Annotated in this window: 25 protein-coding genes; 14 read left to right on the forward strand and 11 right to left on the reverse strand. The window is 64.1% G+C overall.

Annotation, left to right across the window (positions count from 1 at the left end; all coding sequences use genetic code 11):
- The first annotated feature begins 39 nt into the window (after window positions 1-39).
- The 5 genes from B4M43_RS00595 to tldD all read left to right on the forward strand — a co-directional run bounded on the left by B4M43_RS00595 (window position 40) and on the right by tldD (window position 8,353).
- A complete protein-coding gene (locus tag B4M43_RS00595; protein ID WP_296263122.1) occupies window positions 40-642 on the forward strand; it encodes a Maf family protein in 603 nt (200 codons plus the stop codon).
- A 54-nt stretch (window positions 643-696) separates the two neighbouring features.
- Window positions 697-2,154, forward strand: coding sequence for a ribonuclease G (rng, locus tag B4M43_RS00600; RefSeq protein ID WP_296263123.1), 1,458 nt, complete (start codon window positions 697-699; stop codon window positions 2,152-2,154).
- A 70-nt stretch (window positions 2,155-2,224) separates the two neighbouring features.
- The gene (locus B4M43_RS00605) at window positions 2,225-6,049 is read left to right on the forward strand and encodes a YhdP family protein (RefSeq protein ID WP_296263124.1); all 3,825 of its coding nucleotides are present in this window, start codon (window positions 2,225-2,227) and stop codon (window positions 6,047-6,049) included.
- Between the two features lie 10 nt (window positions 6,050-6,059).
- A complete protein-coding gene (locus B4M43_RS00610) occupies window positions 6,060-6,911 on the forward strand; it encodes a carbon-nitrogen hydrolase family protein (protein ID WP_296263125.1) in 852 nt (283 codons plus the stop codon).
- Between the two features lie 2 nt (window positions 6,912-6,913).
- Window positions 6,914-8,353 carry a metalloprotease TldD gene (tldD, locus tag B4M43_RS00615; RefSeq protein ID WP_296263129.1) on the forward strand — a complete coding sequence of 480 codons (1,440 nt, stop codon included), beginning with the start codon at window positions 6,914-6,916 and terminating at the stop codon, window positions 8,351-8,353.
- A 63-nt stretch (window positions 8,354-8,416) separates the two neighbouring features.
- Here tldD and yjgA read toward each other — a convergent pair whose 3' ends face one another.
- A complete protein-coding gene (gene yjgA, locus B4M43_RS00620) occupies window positions 8,417-8,938 on the reverse strand; it encodes a ribosome biogenesis factor YjgA (RefSeq protein WP_296263131.1) in 522 nt (173 codons plus the stop codon).
- A 108-nt stretch (window positions 8,939-9,046) separates the two neighbouring features.
- Between yjgA and pmbA the strand changes: the two genes are divergently transcribed.
- The 6 genes from pmbA (at window position 9,047) to B4M43_RS00650 (ending at window position 14,305) form a co-directional block, all read left to right on the forward strand.
- A complete protein-coding gene (pmbA, locus tag B4M43_RS00625; protein WP_296263133.1) occupies window positions 9,047-10,393 on the forward strand; it encodes a metalloprotease PmbA in 1,347 nt (448 codons plus the stop codon).
- A 137-nt stretch (window positions 10,394-10,530) separates the two neighbouring features.
- On the forward strand, window positions 10,531-10,932 hold the full coding sequence (locus tag B4M43_RS00630) for a FagA protein (RefSeq protein ID WP_296263135.1): 402 nt from the start codon (window positions 10,531-10,533) through the stop codon (window positions 10,930-10,932).
- Window positions 10,925-12,301, forward strand: coding sequence for a class II fumarate hydratase (locus B4M43_RS00635; RefSeq protein WP_296263137.1), 1,377 nt, complete (start codon window positions 10,925-10,927; stop codon window positions 12,299-12,301). The genes B4M43_RS00630 and B4M43_RS00635 overlap by 8 nt, the downstream gene beginning before the upstream one ends.
- A gap of 24 nt (window positions 12,302-12,325) precedes the next feature.
- A complete protein-coding gene (locus B4M43_RS00640) occupies window positions 12,326-12,787 on the forward strand; it encodes a hypothetical protein (RefSeq protein WP_296263139.1) in 462 nt (153 codons plus the stop codon).
- Window position 12,788: 1 nt separating this feature from the next.
- Window positions 12,789-13,400: a superoxide dismutase gene (locus B4M43_RS00645; protein WP_296263141.1), complete on the forward strand. Its 612-nt coding sequence runs from the start codon at window positions 12,789-12,791 to the stop codon at window positions 13,398-13,400.
- 11 nt (window positions 13,401-13,411) lie between these two features.
- On the forward strand, window positions 13,412-14,305 hold the full coding sequence (locus B4M43_RS00650; protein ID WP_296263143.1) for a ZIP family metal transporter: 894 nt from the start codon (window positions 13,412-13,414) through the stop codon (window positions 14,303-14,305).
- A gap of 28 nt (window positions 14,306-14,333) precedes the next feature.
- Here B4M43_RS00650 and B4M43_RS00655 read toward each other — a convergent pair whose 3' ends face one another.
- From B4M43_RS00655 to B4M43_RS00700, 10 genes are all read right to left on the reverse strand, one after another.
- Window positions 14,334-14,606 carry an HPr family phosphocarrier protein gene (locus B4M43_RS00655; protein WP_296263146.1) on the reverse strand — a complete coding sequence of 91 codons (273 nt, stop codon included), beginning with the start codon at window positions 14,604-14,606 and terminating at the stop codon, window positions 14,334-14,336.
- Window positions 14,607-14,626: 20 nt separating this feature from the next.
- Entirely contained in the window at window positions 14,627-15,481 is an 855-nt protein-coding gene (gene rapZ / locus B4M43_RS00660) for an RNase adapter RapZ (protein WP_296263148.1), read from the reverse strand.
- A gap of 2 nt (window positions 15,482-15,483) precedes the next feature.
- Window positions 15,484-15,948 carry a PTS IIA-like nitrogen regulatory protein PtsN gene (ptsN, locus tag B4M43_RS00665; protein ID WP_296263149.1) on the reverse strand — a complete coding sequence of 155 codons (465 nt, stop codon included), beginning with the start codon at window positions 15,946-15,948 and terminating at the stop codon, window positions 15,484-15,486.
- A 12-nt stretch (window positions 15,949-15,960) separates the two neighbouring features.
- The gene (gene hpf / locus B4M43_RS00670; RefSeq protein WP_296263151.1) at window positions 15,961-16,269 is read right to left on the reverse strand and encodes a ribosome hibernation-promoting factor, HPF/YfiA family; all 309 of its coding nucleotides are present in this window, start codon (window positions 16,267-16,269) and stop codon (window positions 15,961-15,963) included.
- Between the two features lie 77 nt (window positions 16,270-16,346).
- On the reverse strand, window positions 16,347-17,840 hold the full coding sequence (locus B4M43_RS00675) for an RNA polymerase factor sigma-54 (protein WP_296263153.1): 1,494 nt from the start codon (window positions 17,838-17,840) through the stop codon (window positions 16,347-16,349).
- Between the two features lie 176 nt (window positions 17,841-18,016).
- Window positions 18,017-18,742: an LPS export ABC transporter ATP-binding protein gene (gene lptB, locus B4M43_RS00680; RefSeq protein WP_296263155.1), complete on the reverse strand. Its 726-nt coding sequence runs from the start codon at window positions 18,740-18,742 to the stop codon at window positions 18,017-18,019.
- Entirely contained in the window at window positions 18,742-19,266 is a 525-nt protein-coding gene (gene lptA / locus B4M43_RS00685; protein WP_296263156.1) for a lipopolysaccharide transport periplasmic protein LptA, read from the reverse strand. The genes lptB and lptA overlap by 1 nt, the downstream gene beginning before the upstream one ends.
- Window positions 19,253-19,828, reverse strand: coding sequence for an LPS export ABC transporter periplasmic protein LptC (gene lptC / locus B4M43_RS00690; protein WP_296263158.1), 576 nt, complete (start codon window positions 19,826-19,828; stop codon window positions 19,253-19,255). The genes lptA and lptC overlap by 14 nt, the downstream gene beginning before the upstream one ends.
- Before the next feature lie 8 nt (window positions 19,829-19,836).
- The gene (locus tag B4M43_RS00695; protein WP_296263160.1) at window positions 19,837-20,361 is read right to left on the reverse strand and encodes a KdsC family phosphatase; all 525 of its coding nucleotides are present in this window, start codon (window positions 20,359-20,361) and stop codon (window positions 19,837-19,839) included.
- On the reverse strand, window positions 20,361-21,335 hold the full coding sequence (locus B4M43_RS00700; RefSeq protein ID WP_296263161.1) for a KpsF/GutQ family sugar-phosphate isomerase: 975 nt from the start codon (window positions 21,333-21,335) through the stop codon (window positions 20,361-20,363). The genes B4M43_RS00695 and B4M43_RS00700 overlap by 1 nt, the downstream gene beginning before the upstream one ends.
- A gap of 242 nt (window positions 21,336-21,577) precedes the next feature.
- On the opposite strand from B4M43_RS00700, the gene B4M43_RS00705 reads away from it, so the two are divergent.
- Genes B4M43_RS00705 through mlaD form a run of 3 tightly spaced genes read left to right on the forward strand, consistent with a single transcriptional unit; the run spans window position 21,578 to window position 23,666 of the window.
- Entirely contained in the window at window positions 21,578-22,387 is an 810-nt protein-coding gene (locus tag B4M43_RS00705) for an ATP-binding cassette domain-containing protein (RefSeq protein ID WP_296263163.1), read from the forward strand.
- Window positions 22,387-23,181 carry a lipid asymmetry maintenance ABC transporter permease subunit MlaE gene (mlaE, locus tag B4M43_RS00710; RefSeq protein ID WP_296263165.1) on the forward strand — a complete coding sequence of 265 codons (795 nt, stop codon included), beginning with the start codon at window positions 22,387-22,389 and terminating at the stop codon, window positions 23,179-23,181. Before B4M43_RS00705 ends, mlaE begins: the two co-directional genes overlap by 1 nt.
- Window positions 23,181-23,666, forward strand: a complete 486-nt coding sequence (gene mlaD, locus B4M43_RS00715) for an outer membrane lipid asymmetry maintenance protein MlaD (protein WP_296263167.1) — start codon at window positions 23,181-23,183, stop codon at window positions 23,664-23,666. The genes mlaE and mlaD overlap by 1 nt, the downstream gene beginning before the upstream one ends.
- Window position 23,667 lies beyond the last annotated feature (1 nt).

Raw genomic sequence — 23,667 nt, forward strand, 5'->3', positions numbered from 1 at the left:
AAGGCCCAGCGGCCCGGCGCGACCTTCAAGGAGATGACCATGCCCCCGTTCTACCTGGCCTCAGGCTCACCGCGACGCCGCGAACTGCTGACCCAGGTGGGCGTGTCGTTCACCGTGCTCGGCGCGCCGGTCGACGAAGCCCTGCTCCCCACCGAAGCGGCCGAGCGCTATGTCGAGCGTCTGGCCCGGGCGAAAGCCCATGCCGGGTTCGCTCTGCTGCAAGCGCCCGGCGTGGTGCTGGGCGCCGACACCGTCGTGGTGCTCGACGGTCAGGTGCTGGGCAAGCCGCGCGACGCCGCCCATGCCCAGGCGCTGCTGCTCAGTCTGTCCGGACGCGAGCATCAGGTATTGACCGCCGTCGCCGTCACCGATGGCACGCATACGCGCAGCCTGTGCGTCGCCAGCCAAGTCAGTTTTCGTACCATCTGCGTCGAAGAAGCGCAGCGTTACTGGGCCAGCGGCGAGCCGGCCGACAAAGCGGGCGGGTACGCGATCCAGGGGCTGGGCGCCGTCTTCGTCAGCCATTTGAGCGGCAGTTATTCGGCCGTGGTGGGGTTGCCCTTGCAGGAAACCGCCGCATTGCTCGGCGAGTTCGGTGTCGCGTGCTGGCAATCGGTGCCGCAGATCGTACATAGCCACTAGCCAGGCACCTCGCCGCCCCCCATCATTAGCCGCTACCTCCGACGAGAACCTGCCATGAGTGAAGAGATTCTGATCAACATCACGCCGATGGAATCACGCGTGGCAGTGGTCGAAAACGGGGTGCTGCAAGAGGTGCACGTCGAGCGCACCCAGCGCCGCGGCATCGTCGGCAACATCTACAAGGGCAAGGTGGTGCGGGTGCTGCCCGGCATGCAGGCGGCCTTCGTCGACATCGGTCTGGAGCGCGCGGCGTTCATCCATGCCTCGGAGATTTCCCTGCGCGAAGGCGCGGCGGTGGAAACCATCAGCGCCCTGGTGCACGAAGGCCAGGGCCTGGTGGTGCAGGTCACCAAGGACCCGATCGGCTCCAAGGGCGCGCGGCTCACCACGCAACTGTCGATTCCGTCGCGTTACCTGGTGTACATGCCGCGCAGCAGCCATGTCGGCATTTCCCTGAAGATCGAAGACGAAGCCGAGCGCGAGCGCCTCAAGCAGGTGGTCAGCGACTGCATGGCCAAGGAAGAGATGAAGGACGCCGGTGGCTTCATCCTGCGCACTGCCGCCGAAGGCGCGCGCGCCGACGACATCCTGCAGGACATCCGCTACCTGCGCCGCCTATGGGAACAGATCGCCAGCCAGATGAAGACCTGCGGTGCGCCGACGGTCATCTACCAGGACCTGGACCTGGCCCTGCGCACCCTGCGCGACCTGGTCAATGCCAAGATCGAGAAAGTGCGCATCGACTCGCGGGAAACCTTCCAGCGCGCCACGCAGTTCGTCGGCGAGCTGATGCCGGAGCTGTCCAACCGCCTGGAGCACTATCCCGGCGAGCGGCCGATCTTCGACCTGTATGGCGTCGAAGACGAAATCCAGCGTGCGCTGGAGCGTAAGGTGCCGCTCAAGTCGGGGGGCTATCTGGTGGTCGATCCGGCCGAGGCCATGACCACCATCGACGTCAACACCGGGGCGTTCGTCGGTCACCGCAACCTCGAAGAAACCATCTTCAAGACCAACCTCGAAGCCGCCACCGCCATCGCCCGGCAACTGCGCCTGCGCAACCTGGGCGGCATCATCATCATCGACTTCATCGACATGGAAGACGAAGAGCACCAGCGCCAGGTGTTGCGTACCCTGGAAAAGCAGCTCGAACGCGACCATGCCAAGACCAACATCATCGGCATCACCGAGCTGGGCCTGGTGCAGATGACCCGCAAGCGTACCCGCGAAAGCCTCGATCAGGTGCTGTGCGAGCCGTGCAGCGCCTGCCACGGGCGCGGGCGGATGAAGACGCCGGAAACCATTTGCTACGAAATCTTTCGGGAAATTCTGCGCGTGGCGCGCGCCTATCAGGCCGAAGGCTACCGGGTGCTGGCCAACCAGAAGGTGGTCGACCGGCTGCTTGATGAAGAGTCGGGCAACGTGGCCGAACTGGAGGCGTTCATCGGTCGAACCATCCGCTTCCAGGTCGAGTCCATGTATTCGCAAGAGCAGTACGACGTGGTGCTGCTCTGAGCGGGGTTGATGGCGCAGGCACGGCCTGCGCGCTACCCGTGGCCATTATCGAAATACGACTGCGAGGGCCATGGCCATGGGACGTATGACGCGCGTTCCGGGCGCCTTGACCCGTTGGGGCTTGGGCGCCTGCGCGCTGCTGGCGGTACTGCTGGCACTGTATGCCAGCCTGGGCCGCGTGCTGGTGCCGCTAGTGGCCGAGTACCGCGCCGAGATCGAACGCAAGGTTAGCGAGGCGGTGGGTGTGCCGGTGCACATCGGCGCGCTCGAAGGCCGTTGGCTGCGGCTTTCGCCCATGATCAGCCTGCACGATGTGCAGATCGGCGAGGGGCAGTCCTCGCTGCGCCTGGACGACGTCAAGGCGGTGCCTGACCTGTGGGGCAGCCTCAAGGCGCGCGAGATACGGCTGGCCAATCTACAGGTCAGCGGGGTGCAGCTCATCGTGCGCGAAAACCAGGAAGGCCGGTGGACGCTCGAAGGCCTGCCGCAGCGCGACGACGCACCCAGCGACCCGGAGCAGATCCTCAAGCAGTTGCGTCAACTGGGCCGGGTCGATCTGTTCGACAGCCAGGTCACGTTGCACCCATGGCAGCGTGAACCGCTGACGCTCACCTACGTCGAACTCGGCCTGCGCGCCGGCAGCCAACGGCAATCGCTCGAAATGCGCGCCACGCTGCCCGACGGTCAGCCGCTGTCGGCCGTGCTGCATGGCCAGGCCCGCGCCGAGCAGTGGCGCGACGGCGCGGTGCAGGCCTATGTAAGCCTGCCGCAGGCCGAGTGGGCGCAGTGGATACCGCCACGCCTGCTCGGCGCCTGGCAGGCCGATCGGTTGCAGGCGGGCGGTCAGGTGTGGCTGGAATGGGGCGAACGCAAACTGCAAAAAGCTGTGGTCCGAGTGCAGGCGCCGCAGCTGCGCGGTGCCCATGAAGGACGCAAGCCGATCAGCGTGAAAGAGGTGGCCTTGTCGGCTTGGCTCGAGCGCAATGCCCAAGGCTTGGCCGTACAGGTCGACTCGTTGGCGGCGCGGATCGGCGAGACGCCATGGCAGGCACGCCTGAAACTGCAACAGACCGACGCTCAGACGCCCGAACAAGAGCTCTGGCAAGTCCAGGCCGACCGTATCGATCTGACCCCCCTGACCCCGGTGATCCACGCACTGGCACCTCTGCCGGAGCCCGCCTTGAAGGCCGTCGACGCCTTGCAGGTGACCGGCGCGCTGCGCAACCTGCGCCTCGACCTGCGTCCCAAGGCCGAGGGCGACCAGCGTGCGCAGTTCGCCGCCAACCTGGAGCGGGTAGGCTTCGACGCCTATCACGGCGCGCCGGGTGCCGGTAACGTCAGCGGCAGTATCCAGGGCGACCTGGGGCATGGCGAACTGCGTCTGGACAGCGAAGCCTTCATGCTGCACCTCTACCCGATCTTCGCCAAACCCTGGCACTACGAACAGGCCAACGCGCGGCTCACCTGGGCCCTGAACAAGCAGAGCTTCACCCTGGCGGCGCCGTACCTGAAGGTGAAGGGTAAGGAAGGCAACATCGCCGGCGACTTTCTCATTCGCCTGTTCCTCGAACCTGGGCACGAAGACTACATGGACCTGCGCGTGGGCCTGACCGAGGGTGACGGCCGCTACACCGCCAAGTACCTGCCCGAAGTGCTGGGCGACGACGTCGACAAGTGGCTGCGCAGCGCCATCCTGCAAGGCGATGTGGACGAGGGCTACTTCCAGTATCAGGGTTCGCTGCACCACGATGCGCCGGCCCATTCGCGCACCCTCAGCCTGTTCTTCGCGGTGCGCAACGCCGCGCTCGACTTCCAGCCAGGCTGGCCGCACTTGCAGCAGGTCGATGGCAAGGTCTATGTCGACGATGCCGGCGTGCGCGTGGTGGCCGAGCGTGGTCGGATACTCGATACCGGGTTGAGCCAGGTCAAGGTCGAGATTCCCCATGCCAAGCCAGGCCAGCCCAGCCACTTGCAGGTGCGTGGCAAGGTCGACGGCAAGCTGTCCGATGGGTTGAAGATTCTCCAGGAGGCGCCGATCGGCACCGAAGACGTGTTCGCCGGCTGGGAAGGCAAAGGCCCGTTGAGCGGCGAGCTGAGCCTGGACATTCCGCTGGCCAAAGGCGCAACGCCCAAGGTGCTGGTGGATTTCGCCACGCGCGACGCGACCCTGAACATCGCGTCCCCACAGTTGCAATTGAGTCAGGTCACGGGCGACTTCCAGTTCGACCTGGCCAAGGGCTTGAGCGGCCGCGACATCCGCCTGCGCGCCTTCGACCGGCCGGTGACTGCGCAGATCACCGCGCAAGGCCAGGGCGGGCAGATGCAGACCCGTATCGACGCGAGCGGGCAGATCGCGCTGAAGGCCCTGAGCGACTGGCTGCAATTCAAGCAGGCGCTGCCTCTGGACGGTGAATTGCCGTACCGGTTGCAGGTCAACCTCGGCAGCCGGGAAAACCGTCTGCTGGTCGATTCCAACCTCAAAGGGCTGCGCATCGATCTGCCCGCGCCTTTCGGCAAAGCCGCCTCGACCGCGCGCGACGGTCATTTCAGCATGGCCCTCGACGGCGCCGAACGGCGTATGGACGCACGCTATGCCGATCTCGCGCAACTGGCTTACATCGCCCCAGCCGAGCGTCTGACCGAGGGCCGGGGCGAGCTGCTGTTGGGTAGTGGCGGGCAGCCCACACCGCCCGCCGGTCAGGGCCTGTGGGTGCGTGGCCGTTTGGAAAGCCTGGACCTGGGGGCCTGGCAACAGCAGGCCAGCCAGCTCGCCGGCGGCGATCCGGGTGGCAGTGCGCGCCAGGTGCTGCAAGGCGCGGACTTGAGCATCGGTCGCATCGACGCCTCGGGCATGACCCTGAACCAGGCCGTGGTCCGCCTGCGGCGCGGTGCCAGCGCCTGGGACCTGCGCTTGGACAGCCGCGAAGTGATTGGCGATGCCCACTTGGCCGATGCCAAAGCGGCGCCGTTGGTCGTGCGCCTGCAAACCTTGCGGCTACCCCCTGCGCAGCCCGAACAGGATCCGAACGCGCCGTCGAGCGACCCACTGGCCAGCTACGATCCGCACCAGGCGCCCGCCCTTGACCTCAGCATCGACAAGCTCTACCGCGGCGACGACCTCTACGGGCGGGTGGCGCTGAAGTTGCGCCCGACCGGGCGCGGCGTGTCGGTGGACGACATCGACGTCGACCTCAAGGGCCTGCAAGCCAATGGCAGCGCCGCGTGGGAGGGAAGCACCGGCCGTAGCAACAGTTGGTACAAGGGTCGCGTGTCGGGCCGCAACCTGGCCGATGTCCTAGAGGCCTGGGGCTTCGCGCCTTCGGTCACCAGCCGCGACTTCCGCCTGGACGTGGACGCGCGCTGGCCTGGCTCGCCGGCCTGGGTCGGGCTGGACAAGGTGTCGGGCAGCTTGCGGGCGTCGATGCGCGAAGGTCAGTTCAAGCAAGTGGAAGGCGGCGCCCAAGCCCTGCGTGTGTTTGGCCTGCTCAATTTCGACGCCTTGGGCCGGCGCTTGCGCCTGGACTTCTCGGACCTGTTCGGCAAGGGCTTGGCCTACGACCGGGTCAAGGCGTTACTGGCAGTCAGCCGCGGCCGCTACGTCACCCGCGAGCCGATCCGCATGACCGGTCCTTCCAGCGACATCGAGATCGACGGTACCGTGGACATGGCGCGCGAGCGGGTGGTGGCCAACGTCAAAGTGGCGCTGCCGGTCACCAACAACCTGCCGCTGGCGGCCCTGCTAGTGGGTGCGCCGGTGGTCGGCGGGGCGCTGTTCATCGTCGACCGGCTGCTCGGTGACCGGGTGGCGCGTTTCGCCAGCGTCAATTACCGCGTCGTGGGCCCTCTGAAAGAGCCTAAGATCACCTTCGTGAAACCCTTTACCCGCGGTCGTTAGGAGCCTGTCCATGAGCATTGCCGTGATCCAGATGGTCAGCCAGGAGGACTTGCTGGCCAACCTGCGCCAAGCCGAGCGGCTACTAGAACAGGCCGCGTCGGGCGGCGCCCGTCTAGCGGTGCTGCCGGAAAACTTCGCCGCCATGGGGCGCCGCGACGCTGCGCGCATTGGCCTGGACGAAGCGTTGGGCCGCGGACCGATCCTGCCGTGGTTGAAACGCACCGCCCGCGCCCTCAAGTTATGGATAGTCGCAGGCACCTTGCCCTTGCCCCCGGCCGACACACCCCATGGCAAGGCCTGCGCCTGTTCCTTGTTGATCGATGAAGACGGCGAGATCGCCGCACGCTACGACAAGCTGCATCTGTTCGACGTCGATGTCAGCGACAACCGTGGGCGTTATCGCGAATCGGATGACTATGCTTCAGGTGATCGAGTGGTGGTGGCCGACACGCCAGTCGGTCGTTTGGGCCTGACGGTGTGCTACGACCTGCGCTTTCCCGAGTTGTACAGCGCCTTGCGTGCGGCAGGCGCGCAGTTGATCAGCGCGCCCTCGGCCTTCACGGCGGTGACGGGCGCCGCGCACTGGGAGGTCTTGATTCGTGCGCGGGCCATCGAGACCCAATGTTATGTGCTGGCGGCGGCCCAGGGCGGGCTGCACCCAGGTCCGCGCGAGACCCATGGCCATGCGGCCATCGTCGATCCCTGGGGGCGGATACTCGCCGAACAGGCGCAGGGCGAGGCCGTGTTGCTGGCCACGCGCGACGCCGACGAACAGGCGTCCATACGGACGCGAATGCCGGTGTTCGCGCACCGGCGCTTTTTCTCGCAGGACGCCGTGCGGCCTGCGCACCTTTTGGAGTGACTATGAGCCAGATGTTATCCACCGTCAGTGAGCAACTCCTGGCCCCCGGCGGCTTGACCCTGGACAGCCTGCAGAGCGTGCTGGGCGCCCTGGCAGGCCCTGGCATCGACGCCGCCGACCTGTATTTCCAGGGCCAGGTCTCGGAAACCTGGGCCTTGGAAGACGGCATCGTCAAGGAAGGCAGTTTCAACCTCGACCAGGGCGTGGGCGTGCGTGCCCAGTCGGGCGAGAAGACCGGCTTCGCCTACAGCAACGCCATCAACCTCGAAGCGCTGACCGCCGCCGCCACTGCCGCACGCTCGATTTCCCGTTCCGGTCAGCATGGCCGTGTGCAGGCATTCCAGAGCCGCGACGTGACCGCACTGTACGGCGCCGACAACCCCTTGGACGTGCTCAGCCGCGCCGAGAAGGTCGAACTACTCAAGCGCGTAGACGCCGCGACCCGCGCCCTGGACCCGCGCATCCAGCAGGTCAGCGTCAGCCTGGCCGGGGTCTGGGAACGCATCCTGGTCGCCGCCGCCGATGGCAGTCTGGCCGCCGACGTGCGGCCGCTGGTGCGCTTCAACGTCAGCGTCATCGTCGAGCAGAACGGCCGCCGCGAGCGGGGCGGGCAGGGCGGTGGCGGGCGTACCGACTATCGCTTCTTCACCGAAGAAAAGGTCATGGGCTATGCCCGCGAAGCGTTGCGCCAGGCGCTGGTCAACCTCGAAGCGGTACCCGCGCCGGCCGGCACCTTGCCGGTGGTGCTGGGCTCCGGCTGGTCCGGCGTGCTGCTGCACGAAGCGGTGGGCCACGGTCTGGAGGGCGACTTCAACCGCAAGGGCAGCTCGGCGTTCAGTGGGCGCATCGGCGAGATGGTCGCCTCTCCACTGTGCACCATCGTCGACGACGGCACCCTGGAAGGCCGTCGTGGCTCGCTCAGCGTCGACGACGAAGGCACGCCCACCGAGTGCACCACCCTGATCGAGAACGGTGTGCTCAAGGGCTACATCCAGGACAAGCTCAACGCGCGCCTGATGGGCATGGCGGTCACCGGCAACGGTCGCCGCGAGTCCTATGCCCACCTGCCCATGCCGCGCATGACCAACACCTATATGCGTGCCGGCGAAAGCGACCCCGAAGAGATCATCCGTTCGGTCAAGCGTGGCCTGTACTGCGCCAACCTGGGCGGTGGCCAGGTCGACATCACCAGCGGCAAGTTCGTGTTCTCCACCAGCGAGGCGTACCTGATCGAGGACGGCAAGATCACCGCACCGGTCAAGGGCGCGACGCTGATCGGCAATGGCCCGGAAGCCATGAGCCGGGTGTCGATGGTCGGTAACGACCTGGCCCTGGACAGCGGCGTGGGTACGTGTGGCAAGGACGGCCAATCGGTGCCGGTCGGCGTCGGTCAGCCCACCTTGAAGCTCGATGCCATCACGGTCGGCGGTACGGGGGCGTGAAGGGCGCCATCGGGGGACGAGACGCCGAACCGGCGCGCCCCACGATGGGCGAGCGGCCCGGGCTCAGCGCAGGCCGCGCTGCAGCTCGTCGAGGTCGCGGATGTACTTGAACACCTTGCGCGCGGCGGCCGGCGGCTTGTTGCGCGCCTTCTCGTGCTGGGCATGGCGGATCAGCGAGCGCAGGTGCTGGCGGTCGGTGTCGGGGAACTCGTTGACGAAGCGTTCCAGGTCTTCGTCGTTACCGTCGACCAGCCGGTCGCGCCAGCGCTCCAGATTATGGAAACGCTCGTTGTATTGGCGGCTGGAGGTGTCGACCTGTTCGAACACCGCGTTGATGGCTTCCAGGTCCTGGTCGCGCATCAGCTTGCCGACGAACGACATGTGCCGTTTACGGGCGATGTGCGAGGTGTGCTTGCTGGCATCGGCCAGCGCCTTGCGCAAGGCGTCGGTCAGCGGCAGGCGGGCCAGGGTATCGGCCTTGAGAGTGGTCAGGCGTTCGCCCAGTTCGACCAGCGCAAGCAGCTCGCGCTTGATCTGGGTTTTGCTTTTTTCGCCGTCGAAGGCGTCGTCGTATGAATCAACCATGGTGGCAGTCCGCAGGAAATCGTCGCCATGATAACCAGTCGGGGGCCGCTTGTCCGGCCCGGTCGTAGCATGGCCCGTGCCGAACGCAGAATTTGATGGGAGATAACCATGAGTGCAGTCCAGAGCGTAGGCCCGAAGGACCTGCCGGCGTTGCAGGAGCAGGTCGAGGCGATCGTCGCCGAGGCCAGACGCCAGGGCGCCAGCGCCTGCGAAGTGGCGGTGTCGTTGGAACAGGGGCTGTCCACCACGGTGCGCCAGCGCGAGGTGGAAACGGTCGAATTCAACCGTGACCAGGGGTTCGGCATCACCCTGTACGTCGGTCAGCGCAAAGGCTCGGCCAGCACTTCGGCCAGTGGCCCGGAGGCGATCCGCGAGACCGTGGCGGCGGCGTTGGCCATCGCCAAGCACACCTCCGAAGACGAATGCTCGGGCCTGGCCGACGCCGGACTGATGGCCCGCGACATCCCCGAGCTGGACCTCTACCATCCTTGGGACATCAGCCCCGAGCAGGCCATCGAGCAGGCCCTGGTCTGCGAAGCGGCTGCCTTCGAAGCCGACCCGCGCATCCGCAATGCCGACGGCACCTCGCTCAGCACCCACCAAGGCGTACGGGTATATGGCAACAGCCACGGTTTCATCGGTGGTTACGCTTCGACCCGGCACAGCCTGAGCTGCGTGATGATCGCCGAAGGCGACGGGCAGATGCAGCGCGACTACTGGTATGACGTCAATCGCCAGGGCACGCTGCTGGCCGACCCCGTGAGCATCGGCCGGCGTGCGGCGCAGCGTGCCGCCAGCCGCTTGGGCGCCCGCCCGGTACCGACCTGCGAAGTGCCGGTGCTGTTTTCCGCCGAGTTGGCCGGTGGCCTGTTCGGCAGCTTCCTGGGGGCGATTTCCGGCGGCAACCTCTACCGCAAATCCTCGTTCCTCGAAGGCTGCATCGGCCAGCGCCTGTTCCCGAGCTGGCTCACCCTCGACGAACGTCCACACATTCCTCGCGCCTTGGCCAGCGCCGGTTTCGACGGCGATGGCTTGGCCACCTACGCCAAGCCGTTCGTGGAAAACGGCGAGCTGGTTTCGTACGTGCTGGGCACCTATTCCGGGCGCAAGCTGAAGCTGCCGAGCACGGCCAACGCCGGAGGCGTGCACAACCTGTTCGTGACCCATGGCGACGACGACCAGACCGCGTTGATCAGGAAAATGGGGCGTGGCCTGCTGGTGACCGAGCTGATGGGGCATGGCCTGAACATGGTGACCGGGGATTACTCCCGCGGCGCTGCTGGCTATTGGGTGGAAAACGGCGAGATCCAGTTCGCCGTCCAGGAAGTCACGATCGCCGGCAACATGAAGGACATGTTCCAGCAAATCGTCGCCATCGGTAACGATCTGGAAACCCGCAGCAACATCCATACGGGCTCGGTGTTGATCGAACGGATGACCGTAGCAGGCAACTGACGGGCTGATGGCCTTTGTAAAACTTCCTGTTGGAAAGAAGACCCGGCCATCGCGCCGGGTTTTTCGTTTGTGGGGCAAAGCTTGAAGTGATTCTATTTATCAATTAATAATGAATATCATTCTGAAGCTCATGGTCGATGCTGTTCATGAACACCGTTCTCCACGAATTGCCCTACCTGGAAAACTGGCGCTGGCTGAGCCGCCGCATCCGTTGTGCCATCGAGCCCGATGAGCCGCGCCTGATCGAACACTACCTGGCCGAAGGGCGTTACCTGGTGTGCTGTACCGACACCGCGCCCTGGACCGTGGCCCTCACGTCGTTCCGCCTGCTGCTCGACACCGCCTGCGACCGCATGCTGCCGTGGCACTGGCGCAGCCAGTGCCTGGACCAGGCCTGGCGGCCGCTGCTCGATCTGCGCAACCTCAACCGCAGCGAATGCAACCAGCTCTGGCAACCCTACGCGCTGCAACTGGCCAAGTGCGTGTTGCTGCCATCCATTTCCCACGAAGAACTGATGCAAGGATTTGACGATGAGTGAGACCCGTATCGAGCGTGACAGCATGGGCGAGTTGCAGGTGCCGGCTCAGGCCCTGTATGGCGCCCAGACCCAGCGCGCGGTCGACAATTTTCCGGTCAGCGGCCAGCGCATGCCGGTGCAGTTCATCCGCGCGCTGCTGCTGGCCAAGGCCGCAGCGGCCAAAGCCAACATCAAGCTGGAACAGATCAGCGCGGCCCAGGGCGAGGCCATCGTCCAGGCGGTCGAGCAGCTGCTGGCCGAAGACTTCATCCAGCACTTCCCGGTCGACGTGTACCAGACCGGTTCCGGCACCAGCTCCAACATGAACGCCAACGAAGTGATCGCCACCTTGGCCAGCCGCGTGCTGGGCGAAGCGGTCAACGCCAACGACCACGTCAACTGTGGGCAGAGCAGCAACGACATCATCCCCACCAGCATCCACGTCAGCACGGCGCTCGCGGTGCGCGAGCAGTTGCTGCCGGCCTTGCAGCATCTGGCCCAGGCCATCGAGGCCAAGGCCGGCCAGGTGCACCACCATATCAAGACCGGCCGCACCCACCTGATGGATGCCATGCCCGTGCGCCTGAGCCAGGTGCTCGGTGGCTGGGCCGCGCAGGTCAAGGGTGCCCAGGCGCACATCGAGTCCACCTTGCCGGCGTTGCAGGCCTTGGCACAAGGCGGCACCGCGGTCGGCACCGGCATCAATGCCCATCCCGAGTTCGCCGCAGGTTTTGCTCGCGAGCTAAGCACGCTGACGGGTGTCGAATTCGCACCCGGCGCCAACTTGTTCGCCCTGATCGGCTCGCAAGACACCGCCGTGGCGTTGTCCGGTCAGCTCAAGACCGCTGCCGTGGCCTTGATGAAGATCGCCAACGACCTGCGTTGGATGAACTCCGGCCCTCTGGCCGGCCTTGGCGAAATCGAACTCCAAGCCTTGCAGCCGGGTTCTTCGATCATGCCGGGCAAGGTCAATCCGGTGATTCCGGAAGCCACGGCGATGGTTGCCGCGCAGGTCATCGGCAACGACGCCACCATCGCCGTGGCCGGGCAGTCGGGCAATTTCGAGCTGAACGTGATGCTGCCGGTCCTCGCCCGCAACCTGCTGGAAAGCATCGAGCTGTTGGCCAACACCAGCCGCCTGCTGGCCGACAAAGCCATCAGCAGTTTCACGGTCAATGACGCCAAGCTCAAGGAAGCGTTGTCGCGCAATCCGATCCTGGTGACGGCGCTCAACCCCATCATCGGCTACCTCAAGGCTGCCGAGATCGCCAAGACCGCCTACAAGCAAGGGCGTCCGATCATCGAGGTGGCGCTCGAACACACCGATCTGTCCCGCGACCAGCTGCAAACCCTGCTGGACCCGGAAAAACTGACTGCCGGCGGTCTCTGACCCGCCGCGCCGAGGAGGTTCGTCATGCAGCACTGGAAACGCACCACGCAACACGCCAACGCGCTGTTCGAGCAGGGCGATCTGGTCGATGCCCGGGAGCTTTATCTGCAAGCCCTGGCCTTGGCCCAGGTGCTGTTCGAGCGCTGGCATGACGTCGACGAAGCGGTGGCGGTGTTCGTCATCGCGCACCATAACCTGGCGGACCTGCACCTGGGCTTGAACCAGCCCCACGAGAGCGCCGACTACCTGTGCTCGGCGCATCAGCGCCTGCTGCAGGCCAGCCAGGACATGCGCCTTTCACAGGCTCTGCGCGACGCCGCCTTGCGTCATAGCGCCAGAACCTACACAGAATTGCTGAATTTCATCGCCGAATACGGTCAATACCCTCGTACCGAACGATTGCTCAATCGCAATGCGGCCGTGGCCAGCGAGCTGAGCGCTCAGCCGGACGTGACCTCCACAACTCCTGCCTACGGAATTCACTGACATGTCTTACGAATTGCCAAAAATCTCCTACGCCTACGACGCGCTCGAGCCGCACATCGATGCGCAGACCATGGAAATCCACCACACCAAACACCACCAGACCTACGTCAACGGCCTGAATGCCGCCGTGGAAAACACCGAGTGGGCCGACAAACCGGTCGAGGAACTGGTCGCTGCGGTCAAGCAACTGCCCGAGAACCTGCGCGGCCCGGTCACCAACCATGGTGGCGGCCATGCCAACCACAGCCTGTTCTGGACCGTCATGTCGCCCAACGGCGGCGGCGAGCCGGTCGGCCAGGTTGCCGAAGCCATCAAGACCGAGCTGGGCGGTTTCGAAGCCTTCAAGGAAGCCTTCACCAAGGCTGCACTGACCCGCTTCGGCAGTGGCTGGGCCTGGCTGAGCGTTACGCCGGAGAAAAAACTGGTGGTCGAGAGCAGCGGTAACCAGGACAGCCCACTGATGCATGGCAACACGCCGATTCTGGGCCTGGACGTGTGGGAACATGCTTACTACCTGAAATACCAAAACCGCCGCCCGGAATACATCGGGGCCTTCTACAACGTCATCGACTGGCAGGAAGTCGAGCGTCGTTATCTCGAAGCCACTCGGTGAGCTGATCGCCCATGCGCTCACAGGTGATGTCGGTCGGTAGCGTACGCCTGTTCAGGCAAGCGTTGGGTGTCTTGCTGGTGCTGGTCGGCACCGCGCTGCTGGTCGCACGAGGCATCGCCTGGCTGGAGCTTGAGCCACGCATGCTGCGTGCGCTCGAAGGGGGCGCGCTGTGCGCGCTGGGCACTGCACTCGGCGCGGTGCCGGTCTTGGTCGTGCGCAGCATGCCGGTAGCGCTGGCCGACACACTACTGGGCTTCGGCGCCGGCGTGATGCTGGCGGCTACGGCGTTCTCGCTGATCATTCCAGGGCTGGAAGCGGCGCAGTTGATCGGCTACAGCCCTTGGGGCGCCGGCGCCCTGATCAGCGTGGGTCTGTTGGGCGGGGCGCTGTGCCTGTTTCTGGTCGACCTGAAGGTCTCTGGCGCTTCGCCCGAGGCCTTGGTAGGCAATGGCAAGCAGCCGGCGATCGCGGCGCGGATCTGGCTGTTCGTGATCGCCATCATCGCCCATAACATTCCGGAAGGCATGGCCATCGGCGTCTCCGCCGGCGGCGGCATGCCCGACGCCGACAGCCTGGCCATGGGCATCGCCTTGCAGGACGTACCCGAAGGGTTGGTGATCGCCTTGGTTCTGGCGGGTGCGGGCATGTCGCGCTTCAGGGCATTTCTGATCGGCGCCGCTTCCGGTTTGGTCGAGCCTGTGGCGGCAGTGGTCTGCGCCTGGTTGGTCAATGTGGCCGAGCTGCTATTGCCGCTGGGCCTGGCTTGTGCGGCTGGCGCCATGTTGTTGGTGGTCACCCAGGAAATCATCCCCGAGTCCCGTAGCAACGGGCATCACCGTTTGGCTAGCCTGGGGCTGTGTATCGGCTTCTGCCTGATGATGGTGATGGACACTGCGATGTCCTGAAAATCCGAGCAGGTACGGGGAGGGCGGTTTATTCGCCTTCGTCGAACTTGTTCTCGATCAGTTCCACCAAGCCTGCCAATGCCTCGTCTTCCTGCTCGCCCTCGGTGTGCAAATGCACCTGCGTGCCTTTACCGGCGGCCAGCATCATCACGGCCATGATGCTCTTGCCGTCGACCAGCTTGTCGGGTGCGCGTCCTACCTTTACCTGGCAGGGAAAGCGCCCGGCCACACCCACGAACTTGGCGGCGGCCCGGGCATGCAGGCCGAGCTTGTTGACGATGGTAATTTCACGGGCGGGCATCGAGGGGTGGATCCTGTGGGCTAGAGGTCGCGATGGCGAACCTGGACATTTTTCAGTGTTTGTTGCAACAGGGCGCCAAGGCGTTCGGTGAGGTAGACCGAGCGATGATGGCCGCCGGTGCAGCCAATGGCGATGGTGACGTAGGCCCGATTGCTGGCGGCGAAGCGTGGCAGCCATTTGAGCAGATAGCTGGCGATATCCTGGAACATTTCCTCGACGTCGGGTTGCGCAGCCAAATAGTCGATCACTGGCTGCTCGAGCCCGGAGTGGTCGCGCAGCTCGCAGTTCCAGTAAGGGTTGGGCAGGCAGCGCACGTCGAACACCAGATCGGCATCGACCGGCATGCCCCGCTTGAACCCGAAGGATTCGACCAGAAACGCCGTGCCAGGCTCGGGCTGGTTGAGCAAGCGCAGCTTGAGCGAGTCGCGCAACTGATACAGGTTGAGGTTGCTGGTGTTGATCTTGAGGTCGGCCAAGTCCGCGATGGGGCCAAGCAGATCGGTTTCCACGCGAATGGCTTCGGCCAGCGAACGGTCCGCAGTGGTCAGCGGGTGACGGCGTCGGGTCTCGGAGAAGCGCTTGAGCAGGATGTCTTCATCGGCGTCCAGGTACACGACGTTGCACTGGATGCGTTTTGATCGAACGTCTTCCAGCAGAGCGGGGAAACGCGACAGGTGACCCGGCAGGTTGCGCGCGTCGATGGAAACGGCAACCTTGGGCTGCTGCAACTCGGCTTTGAGCAGGACGTTTTCCGTCAACTGCGGAAGCAGGCCTGCCGGCAGGTTGTCGATGCAGTAAAAACCGTGGTCTTCCAGTACATCCAGAGCAGTGCTCTTGCCGGAGCCGGAGCGACCGCTGACGATGATCAGGCGCATGGTCAGGCCTCGTTCTGAACGTCCAGGACAACCTGGTACAGGGCCTCGCTGGTGGTGGCCGCACGCAGGCGTTCGCGCACTTCCTTGCGGTCCAGCATGCTGGCGATCTGGCGCAGCAGCTCGAGGTGGGCATCGGTGGCCGCTTCTGGGACCAGCAACACGAACAGCAGGTCTACCGGGGCGCCGTCGATGGCGTCATAGTCGATAGGCGCGTCGAGGTGCAGCAGGGCACTGACCGGCGCAGTGCAACCGGGCAGGCGACAATGGGGAATGGCGATGCCGTTGCCGAAGCCGGTGGAGCCCAGTTTTTCACGGGCGACCAGCTTTTCGAAGATGTCGTGCATCTCCAGTTCCGGTACCTGTTCGGCGATGAGGGTGGCGACCTTTTCCAGGGCGCGCTTCTTGCTGCCGCCCGGCACATTCGCGAGCGAACGGCCGGGGGTCAGGATGGTTTCAAGTCGGATCATGGATGGGGGGTGTCAGCGGGCCGCTGCGCCTTGCAGCAGGCTTTGCTGTTTTTCCTTGTGTTTTTTCAGTTGGCGATCAAGCTTGTCAGCCAGCGCATCGATCGCTGCATACATGTCTTCGTGTTCGGCGTTGGCAACCACTTCACCACCAGGAATCTGCAGCGTCGCTTCGACTTTTTGCTGCAGCTTCTCGACTTTCATGATGACCTGCACGTTGGTGATCTTGTCGAAATGACCCTCCAGACGTTTGAGCTTCTGCTCCACGTAATCGCGCAGAGGTGGGGTGACTTCTACATGGTGTCCACTGATGTTGACTTGCATACAGCTTCTCCTTAATTGCCGTGCATAAAGAGGCAGGTGTTGCACCTGCCACTGAAACGCTGTGGCACATCCAGGCGTTACATCAGCCGCTTGCGTTCACTGGAAGGCGCGATGCCCAGCGATTCGCGGTACTTGGCTACGGTACGACGTGCTACCTGGATGCCTTGAGCCTCCAGTAAACCAGCGATCTTGCTGTCACTCAATGGCTTTTTCTGATTTTCCGCCGCCACCAGTTTCTTGATGATCGCGCGAATTGCCGTGGACGAGCATTCCCCGCCTTCGGCCGTGCTGACGTGGCTGGAAAAGAAGTATTTCAGCTCGTATATGCCACGCGGCGTGTGCATGTATTTCTGCGTGGTGACCCGGGAAATGGTCGATTCGTGCATGCCCACGGCTTCGGCGATGTCGTGCAGGACCAGCGGTTTCATGGCCTCGTCGCCCAGGTCGAGGAAACCGCGCTGGTGCTCGACGATCTGCGTGGCCACTTTCATCAGGGTTTCGTTACGGCTTTGCAGGCTCTTGATGAACCAGCGCGCTTCCTGCAGCTGGTTGCGCATGAAGGTGTTGTCGGCACTGGTGTCGGCGCGGCGCACGAAGCCTGCGTACTGGGCGTTGACCCGCAGGCGCGGTACCGCTTCCTGGTTCAGCTCCACCAGCCAGCGCTCGTTGTCCTTGCGCACGATGACGTCGGGCACCACGTATTCGGGTTCGCTCGATTCAATCTGCGAGCCCGGGCGCGGGTTGAGGCTCTGCACCAGCTCGATGACCTGGCGCAGCTCGTCTTCCTTGAGCTTCATGCGGCGCATCAACTGGCTGTAGTCGCGGCTGCCGAGCAGGTCGATGAAGTCGCTGACCAGGCGTTGCGCCTCTGCCATCCACGGCGTATTGGCCGGCAGCTGGCGCAGTTGCAGCAGCAGGCACTCGCCCAGGCTCGTGGCGCCGATGCCGGCAGGTTCGAACTGCTGGATGCGGTGCAGCACCGCCTGCACTTCGTCGAGTTCGATGTCCAGTTCGGGATCGAACCCTTCGCAGATTTCTTCGAGGGAGTCTTCCAGGTAACCCTGGGGGTTGATGCTGTCGATCAGGGTGACGGCGATCATGCGATCGACATCCGACATCGGCACCAGGTTGAGTTGCCACAGCAGATGGCTTTGCAGGCTTTCTCCGGCCGACGTGCGCGTGGTGAAGTCCCACTCGTCGTCATCGTTGCTGGGCAGGCTGCTGGCGCTGGTCTGGTAAATGTCTTCCCAGGCCGTGTCGACCGGCAACTCGTTGGGAATGCGCTCGCCCCAATCGCCTTCTTCGAGGTTCTCGACCGTGGTGGTGGTTTCCTGGAAAGAGGTGTCGTGCGCTTCGCTGGCAGGCTTGCTCTCGGCGTTGTCGGCCATCGGATCGTTGTTGTCGAAGTCTTCGCCTTCTTCCTGGCGTTCGAGCATCGGGTTGGATTCCAGGGCCTCCTGGATTTCCTGTTGAAGATCCAGAGTGGAAAGCTGGAGCAGACGAATGGCCTGTTGCAACTGCGGGGTCATCGTCAGTTGCTGGCCCATTTTTAGGACGAGCGATGGTTTCATGGCTGGGGCTAATTACCTTGTTCGCCGGCGCGCAAGCGCCATCCACTACACGAGGGCGCCGCGGCGCCAATTTTAAGCAAGTTATATGCCTGAAACTGTAACGTTTGCCTAGGGCGCTGTGTCAAATAAAGTGCGATCCAACCTTGAGCGCTACGGCGGGCACGCCCGCCGAGCATTCAGAGCCTGAACTCGTGCCCCAGGTAGACCTCTTTCACCAGGTCGTTGGCCAGGATGGTAGCCGAATCGCCCTCGGCGATCAGCTGACCGTCGTTGACGATGTATGCCGTTTCGCAGATGTCGAGCGTTTCACGCACGTTGTGGTCGGTGATCAACACGCCAATGCCCTTGGCCTTGAGGTGGTGGATGATCTGTTTGATGTCGCCCACGGAAATCGGGTCGACCCCGGCGAAAGGTTCGTCGAGCAGGATGAATTTCGGCGCGGTCGCCAGCGCGCGGGCGATCTCCACGCGGCGACGCTCACCGCCCGACAGGCTCATGCCGAGGTTGTCGCGGATATGGGTGATGTGGAATTCCTGAAGCAGGCTTTCCAGCGCCTGGCGCCGGCCGTCGCTGTCGAGCTCCTTGCGGGTCTCGAGGATGGCCATGATGTTGTCGGCCACCGACAGCTTGCGGAAGATCGAAGCTTCCTGCGGCAGGTAGCCGATGCCGGCCTTGGCGCGACCATGCATGGGCTGGTGGCTGACGTCGAGGTCGTCGATCAGCACCCGACCCTGGTCGGCCTGGACCAGGCCGACGATCATGTAGAAGCAGGTGGTCTTGCCCGCGCCGTTGGGCCCGAGCAGGCCGACGATCTGACCGCTGTCGATGGACAGGCTGACGTCGCGCACGACCTGCCGGCTTTTGTAGCTCTTGGCCAGATGTTGGGCTTTGAGGGTTGCCATCACTCGGCCTTCTTCTTCGGCTGGATCACCATGTCGATACGCTGGCGCGGTGCGGTGACGTTGCCGCCGCGGCCCGCCGTGGCGATCTGGGACTTGGTGTTGTAGACGATCTTCTCGCCTTCGGTGGTGTTGCCTTCGTTTTCCACCTTGGCGCGATCGGTAAGCACGACCAGGTCTTTCTGCGCCTGGTACTGGATGGTCACCGCCCAGCCTTTCATCTTGTCGGGCTTGGCTGCGCTCTGCTGCTGCTCGAAGTACGCCAGGTTGCCCACCGAAGTGAGCACGTCGATGTCGCCGGACGCCGCACGGGTGATGGTCACGGTATTGCCTTTGATCATCATCGAACCCTGGGTGATGATGACATCGCCGGTGTAGGTGGCCACGCCTTGCTTGTCGTCCAGGTGCGCGTTGTCGGCCTGGATGCGGATCGGCTTGTCGCGATCGGTCGGCAGGGCCCAAGCGCTCGCGCTACCCAGTGCTGCGCTCAGGCTGAGCAAAAGGGGAAGGGTTTTAACGAGCCTCATACTGTCCTCTTACGTTGGACAGCAGGTCCATCCTGCCGTCTTTCAAGTACGCCTTCATGCCTGTGCCCGTAGTGGTGCCACCGGCGCCGTCGATTCTAACGGCTTGCTCGGTCTGCGCATATTGCTTCTGCGGGAACACGGTCATGCGGCTGCTGGTGATCAGCGTGTCGCGGTTCTTTTCATCGGTGCGGGCGATCCTGACCGAGTCGATCAGCTCCACCTCGGTGCCATCGGGATTGACCTCGGCATGCTTGCTCTGGATGTGCCAGGGAAAGGCGGTGCCACGGTACATCTGCAGGTCCGGCTCGGTCACCAGGGTGACTTCGCTGGCCTTGACGTGCTCGATCTTGTCGGCGGTCATTTCGTACTGACGCTTGCCGTCGGGCAGAAACTGCACGCTGTGGGCGTTGATCGCATAGTAGTCGATCGCGTTCTCGTCGACCTGGGCCTGTGGCGCGTCGTCGAGAAAACTTTCCGGGCTCAGGTTCCAGTAGCCCACGGCGCCCAGCAGAGCGGCGATAACGCTGAACAGAACGATGTTCTTGGCTTTTTTGCTAAACATGTGCAGCTCTACAGGTAATGGGCGTGGGCAGTGTCCAACGTATCCTGGGCCTGCATGATGAGTTCGCAGAACTCCCTTGCGGCGCCTTCGCCGCCACGCGCCAGGGTGATGCCGCGCGCATGCTGGCGCACGAACGGCGAGGCGTTGGCCACCGCCATGCCGAGGCCGACGCGGCGGATCGCCGGCAGGTCGGGCAGATCGTCTCCCAGGTAGGCAACCTGTTCATAGTTCAGGTTCAGTTCCGCTAGCAAACCGTCGAGCACCACCAGCTTGTCTTCGCGGCCCTGGAACAGGTGGTCGATGCCCAGGTTGCGGGCGCGCCGTTCCACGACCGGGCTGGAGCGACCGGTGATGATCGCGGTCATCACGCCGCTGGCGCGCAGCATCTTGATGCCTTGCCCGTCGAGGGTGCTGAACGACTTGAACTCGCTACCGTCGGCGAGGAAGTACAGGCGACCGTCGGTGAGCACGCCATCGACATCGAAGACGGCCAGCTTGATCGCTTTGCCGCGTTGCAGTAGATCCGGGTTCATCACATTACTCCAGCGCGCAGCAGGTCGTGCATGTTGAGCGCACCAACGGGGCGATCGTGAGCGTCCACCACCACCAGTGCACTGATTTTGTAGTCTTCCATGAGCTTGAGCGCCTCGGCCGCGAGCATCTGCGCGGTGACGGTCTTGCTGTGGGAGGTCATCACCGCCTCGATGGGCGTGCCGTGCACGTCGATGTTGCGGTCCAGCGCGCGGCGCAGGTCGCCGTCGGTGAAGATGCCGGCCAGGGTGCCGTCGGCTTCCAGCACCACGGTCATGCCCAGGCCCTTGCGCGACATTTCCAACAGCGCGTCCTTGAGCGGGGTGGAGCGCTCCACCACCGGCAGCGCGCTGTCGCCATGCATCACGTCTTCGACCTTGACCAGCAGGCGGCGGCCCAAGGCGCCACCCGGGTGCGAGAAGGCGAAGTCTTCGGCGGTGAAACCGCGCGCTTCGAGCAGCGCGATGGCCAAGGCGTCGCCCAGCACCAGGGCTGCGGTGGTGGAGGAGGTCGGCGCCAGGTTGAGCGGGCAGGCTTCGTGCTCGACGCGTGCGTCGAGCCGGGCGGCGGCTGCCAGGGCCAGGGTCGACTGCGGGTTGCCGGTCAGGCTCACCAAGGGTGTGCCGAGCCGCTTGATCAGCGGCAGCAGCATGACGATTTCGGCCGTGGTGCCGGAGTTGGACAGGGCCAGGATCACGTCGTCGCGGGTGATCATGCCCATGTCGCCATGGCTGGCTTCGGCCGGATGCACGAAGAACGCGGGCGTGCCGGTGCTGGCGAGGGTGGCGGCGATCTTGCTGCCGATGTGCCCAGACTTGCCCATGCCCAGCACGATCACGCGGCCCTTGCTGGCCAGGATCAGTTCGCACGCACGCACGAATTCGCCGTCGATGCGGGCTTGCAGGCCCTGTACGGCTTCAAGCTCAAGACGCAAAGTGCGCTGGGCGGAATGGATTAGCTCGCTGGATTGGCTCATGGTCGAACATATGGCTTGCGGGAAAGGCGGCGATTATAGCTGTAATGCACAAAACCCTCACCTTTGATCGTCAGACTGAAACTTTCCCTTACTGTCGATAGCCTGAATGCTCGGGCGGTAGCCTTGGGAAGGGCTTCGGCGCGGTGGTATAGTTCGCGGCTAACCGGCCCGCCCGCGACGCTTGTGTCTTCCTGACGAGGACGCGCGTCCATGAACACTGGGCTGTATCGCAAGGAGTCTAGATGAGTGGGGATAGCGCCTACGCGGTCGAGTTGAAGGGCCTGTCCTTCCAGCGCGGCTCGCGCAGTATTTTCAACAACGTCGATATACGCATTCCCCGTGGCAAGGTGACCGGCATCATGGGCCCTTCGGGCTGCGGCAAGACCACGCTGCTGCGGCTGATGGGCGCGCAGCTGCGCCCGGCCAAAGGCGAAGTCTGGGTGGCTGGGCAGAACCTGCCGAGCCTGTCGCGCGCCGACCTGTTCGATGCGCGCAAGCAGATGGGTGTGCTGTTCCAGAGCGGTGCGCTGTTCACCGATCTCGACGTGTTCGAGAACGTCGCGTTTCCCTTGCGCGTGCATACCGAACTGCCCGAAGAGATGATTCGCGACATCGTTTTGATGAAGCTGCAAGCGGTCGGTCTGCGTGGTGCCATCAACCTGCGCCCGGACGAACTGTCCGGCGGCATGAAACGCCGGGTGGCGCTGGCCCGGGCCATCGCCCTGGACCCGCAGATCCTCATGTACGACGAACCTTTCGTCGGCCAGGACCCGATCGCCATGGGCGTGTTGGTGCGCCTGATCCGTCTGCTCAACGACGCGCTGGGCATCACCAGCATCGTGGTCTCCCACGACCTGGCGGAAACCGCCAGTATCGCCGACTACCTCTATGTCGTGGGCGACGGTCAGGTCCTGGGCCAAGGCACGCCGGACGAGCTGATGAACTCCGACAATCCGCGCATTCGCCAATTCATGAAGGGCGATCCAGACGGCCCGGTGCCTTTCCATTTTCCTGCGTCCGATTATCGCGCCGCTCTGCTGGGGGCGCGTTGATGCGCAAGACATCCATTCTCGAACGTATTCGCCTGTTTGGGCGTGCGGCCATCGACATCGTTGCCATCCTCGGGCGCTCCTGCCTGTTCCTCGGCAACGCGCTGATCGGCCGCGGCACCGGCGGTGGCTTCCAGTTGCTGGTCAAGCAGCTCTATTCGGTGGGCGTCATGTCCCTGGCGATCATCGCCGTGTCGGGCGTGTTCATCGGCATGGTGCTGTCGCTGCAGGGTTACAGCATCCTCACCAAGTACGGTTCCGAGCAAGCGGTGGGGCAGATGATCGCCCTGACCCTGCTGCGCGAACTGGGGCCAGTGGTCACCGCCTTGCTGTTCGCCGGGCGCGCGGGTTCGGCGCTGACCGCCGAAATCGGCAACATGAAATCCACCGAGCAGCTGTCGAGCCTGGAGATGATCGGCGTCGACCCGCTCAAGTACATCGTCGCGCCACGGTTGTGGGCCGGCTTCATCTCCCTGCCGCTGCTGGCGCTGATCTTCAGCGTCGTGGGCATCTGGGGCGGCTCGTGGGTCGCCGTGGACTGGCTCGGCGTCTACGAAGGCTCGTTCTGGGCCAACATGCAAAACAGCGTGTCGTTTACCGACGACGTGCTCAACGGGGTGATCAAAAGCCTGGTGTTCGCCTTCGTGGTCACCTGGATCGCCGTGTTCCAAGGCTATGACTGCGAGCCCACGTCCGAGGGGATCAGCCGTGCCACGACCAAGACCGTAGTGTATGCCTCGCTGGCAGTCCTGGGTCTGGACTTCATCCTGACCGCCCTGATGTTTGGAGACTTTTGATGCAAAACCGCACCCTGGAAATTGGTGTCGGCCTGTTCCTGCTGGCCGGGATTCTGGCGTTGTTGCTCCTCGCCCTGCGCGTGAGCGGCCTGTCGGCCAGCCCTGCGAGCGACACGTACAAGGTCTACGCCTACTTCGACAACATCGCCGGCCTCACCGTGCGTGCCAAGGTCACCATGGCTGGCGTCGCCATCGGCAAGGTCACGGCCATCGACCTGGACCGCGACAGCTTCACCGGCCGCGTCACCCTGGAACTCGAGCAGGGCGTGAACAACCTGCCGACCGACTCCACCGCTTCGATCCTCACCGCCGGCCTGCTGGGCGAAAAATACATCGGCATCAGCGTCGGTGGCGAAGATCAGGTGCTCAAAGACGGCGGAACCATCCACGACACCCAGTCGTCATTGGTGTTGGAAGATTTGATCGGCAAGTTCCTGCTCAATTCGGTTGGTAAAGACGCTAAAGAAGCCGCCCCGGCTAATTAAG

This window comes from Pseudomonas sp. UBA6562 (genome assembly GCF_002434265.1).
Taxonomy (GTDB): Bacteria; Pseudomonadota; Gammaproteobacteria; order Pseudomonadales; family Pseudomonadaceae; genus Aquipseudomonas.

Excerpts from the sequence above, each read along its gene's own strand:
- B4M43_RS00595 (WP_296263122.1), top strand. The coding sequence starts at position 40 with ATGCCCCCGTTCTACCTGGCCTCAGGCTCACCGCGACGCCGCGAACTG.
- rng (WP_296263123.1), top strand. The coding sequence starts at position 697 with ATGAGTGAAGAGATTCTGATCAACATCACGCCGATGGAATCACGCGTG.
- B4M43_RS00605 (WP_296263124.1), top strand. The coding sequence starts at position 2,225 with ATGGCCATGGGACGTATGACGCGCGTTCCGGGCGCCTTGACCCGTTGG.
- B4M43_RS00610 (WP_296263125.1), top strand. The coding sequence starts at position 6,060 with ATGAGCATTGCCGTGATCCAGATGGTCAGCCAGGAGGACTTGCTGGCC.
- tldD (WP_296263129.1), top strand. The coding sequence starts at position 6,914 with ATGAGCCAGATGTTATCCACCGTCAGTGAGCAACTCCTGGCCCCCGGC.
- yjgA (WP_296263131.1), bottom strand. The coding sequence starts at position 8,938 with ATGGTTGATTCATACGACGACGCCTTCGACGGCGAAAAAAGCAAAACC.
- pmbA (WP_296263133.1), top strand. The coding sequence starts at position 9,047 with ATGAGTGCAGTCCAGAGCGTAGGCCCGAAGGACCTGCCGGCGTTGCAG.
- B4M43_RS00630 (WP_296263135.1), top strand. The coding sequence starts at position 10,531 with ATGCTGTTCATGAACACCGTTCTCCACGAATTGCCCTACCTGGAAAAC.
- B4M43_RS00635 (WP_296263137.1), top strand. The coding sequence starts at position 10,925 with ATGAGTGAGACCCGTATCGAGCGTGACAGCATGGGCGAGTTGCAGGTG.
- B4M43_RS00640 (WP_296263139.1), top strand. The coding sequence starts at position 12,326 with ATGCAGCACTGGAAACGCACCACGCAACACGCCAACGCGCTGTTCGAG.
- B4M43_RS00645 (WP_296263141.1), top strand. The coding sequence starts at position 12,789 with ATGTCTTACGAATTGCCAAAAATCTCCTACGCCTACGACGCGCTCGAG.
- B4M43_RS00650 (WP_296263143.1), top strand. The coding sequence starts at position 13,412 with ATGCGCTCACAGGTGATGTCGGTCGGTAGCGTACGCCTGTTCAGGCAA.
- B4M43_RS00655 (WP_296263146.1), bottom strand. The coding sequence starts at position 14,606 with ATGCCCGCCCGTGAAATTACCATCGTCAACAAGCTCGGCCTGCATGCC.
- rapZ (WP_296263148.1), bottom strand. The coding sequence starts at position 15,481 with ATGCGCCTGATCATCGTCAGCGGTCGCTCCGGCTCCGGCAAGAGCACT.
- ptsN (WP_296263149.1), bottom strand. The coding sequence starts at position 15,948 with ATGATCCGACTTGAAACCATCCTGACCCCCGGCCGTTCGCTCGCGAAT.
- hpf (WP_296263151.1), bottom strand. The coding sequence starts at position 16,269 with ATGCAAGTCAACATCAGTGGACACCATGTAGAAGTCACCCCACCTCTG.
- B4M43_RS00675 (WP_296263153.1), bottom strand. The coding sequence starts at position 17,840 with ATGAAACCATCGCTCGTCCTAAAAATGGGCCAGCAACTGACGATGACC.
- lptB (WP_296263155.1), bottom strand. The coding sequence starts at position 18,742 with ATGGCAACCCTCAAAGCCCAACATCTGGCCAAGAGCTACAAAAGCCGG.
- lptA (WP_296263156.1), bottom strand. The coding sequence starts at position 19,266 with ATGAGGCTCGTTAAAACCCTTCCCCTTTTGCTCAGCCTGAGCGCAGCA.
- lptC (WP_296263158.1), bottom strand. The coding sequence starts at position 19,828 with ATGTTTAGCAAAAAAGCCAAGAACATCGTTCTGTTCAGCGTTATCGCC.
- B4M43_RS00695 (WP_296263160.1), bottom strand. The coding sequence starts at position 20,361 with ATGAACCCGGATCTACTGCAACGCGGCAAAGCGATCAAGCTGGCCGTC.
- B4M43_RS00700 (WP_296263161.1), bottom strand. The coding sequence starts at position 21,335 with ATGAGCCAATCCAGCGAGCTAATCCATTCCGCCCAGCGCACTTTGCGT.
- B4M43_RS00705 (WP_296263163.1), top strand. The coding sequence starts at position 21,578 with ATGAGTGGGGATAGCGCCTACGCGGTCGAGTTGAAGGGCCTGTCCTTC.
- mlaE (WP_296263165.1), top strand. The coding sequence starts at position 22,387 with ATGCGCAAGACATCCATTCTCGAACGTATTCGCCTGTTTGGGCGTGCG.
- mlaD (WP_296263167.1), top strand. The coding sequence starts at position 23,181 with ATGCAAAACCGCACCCTGGAAATTGGTGTCGGCCTGTTCCTGCTGGCC.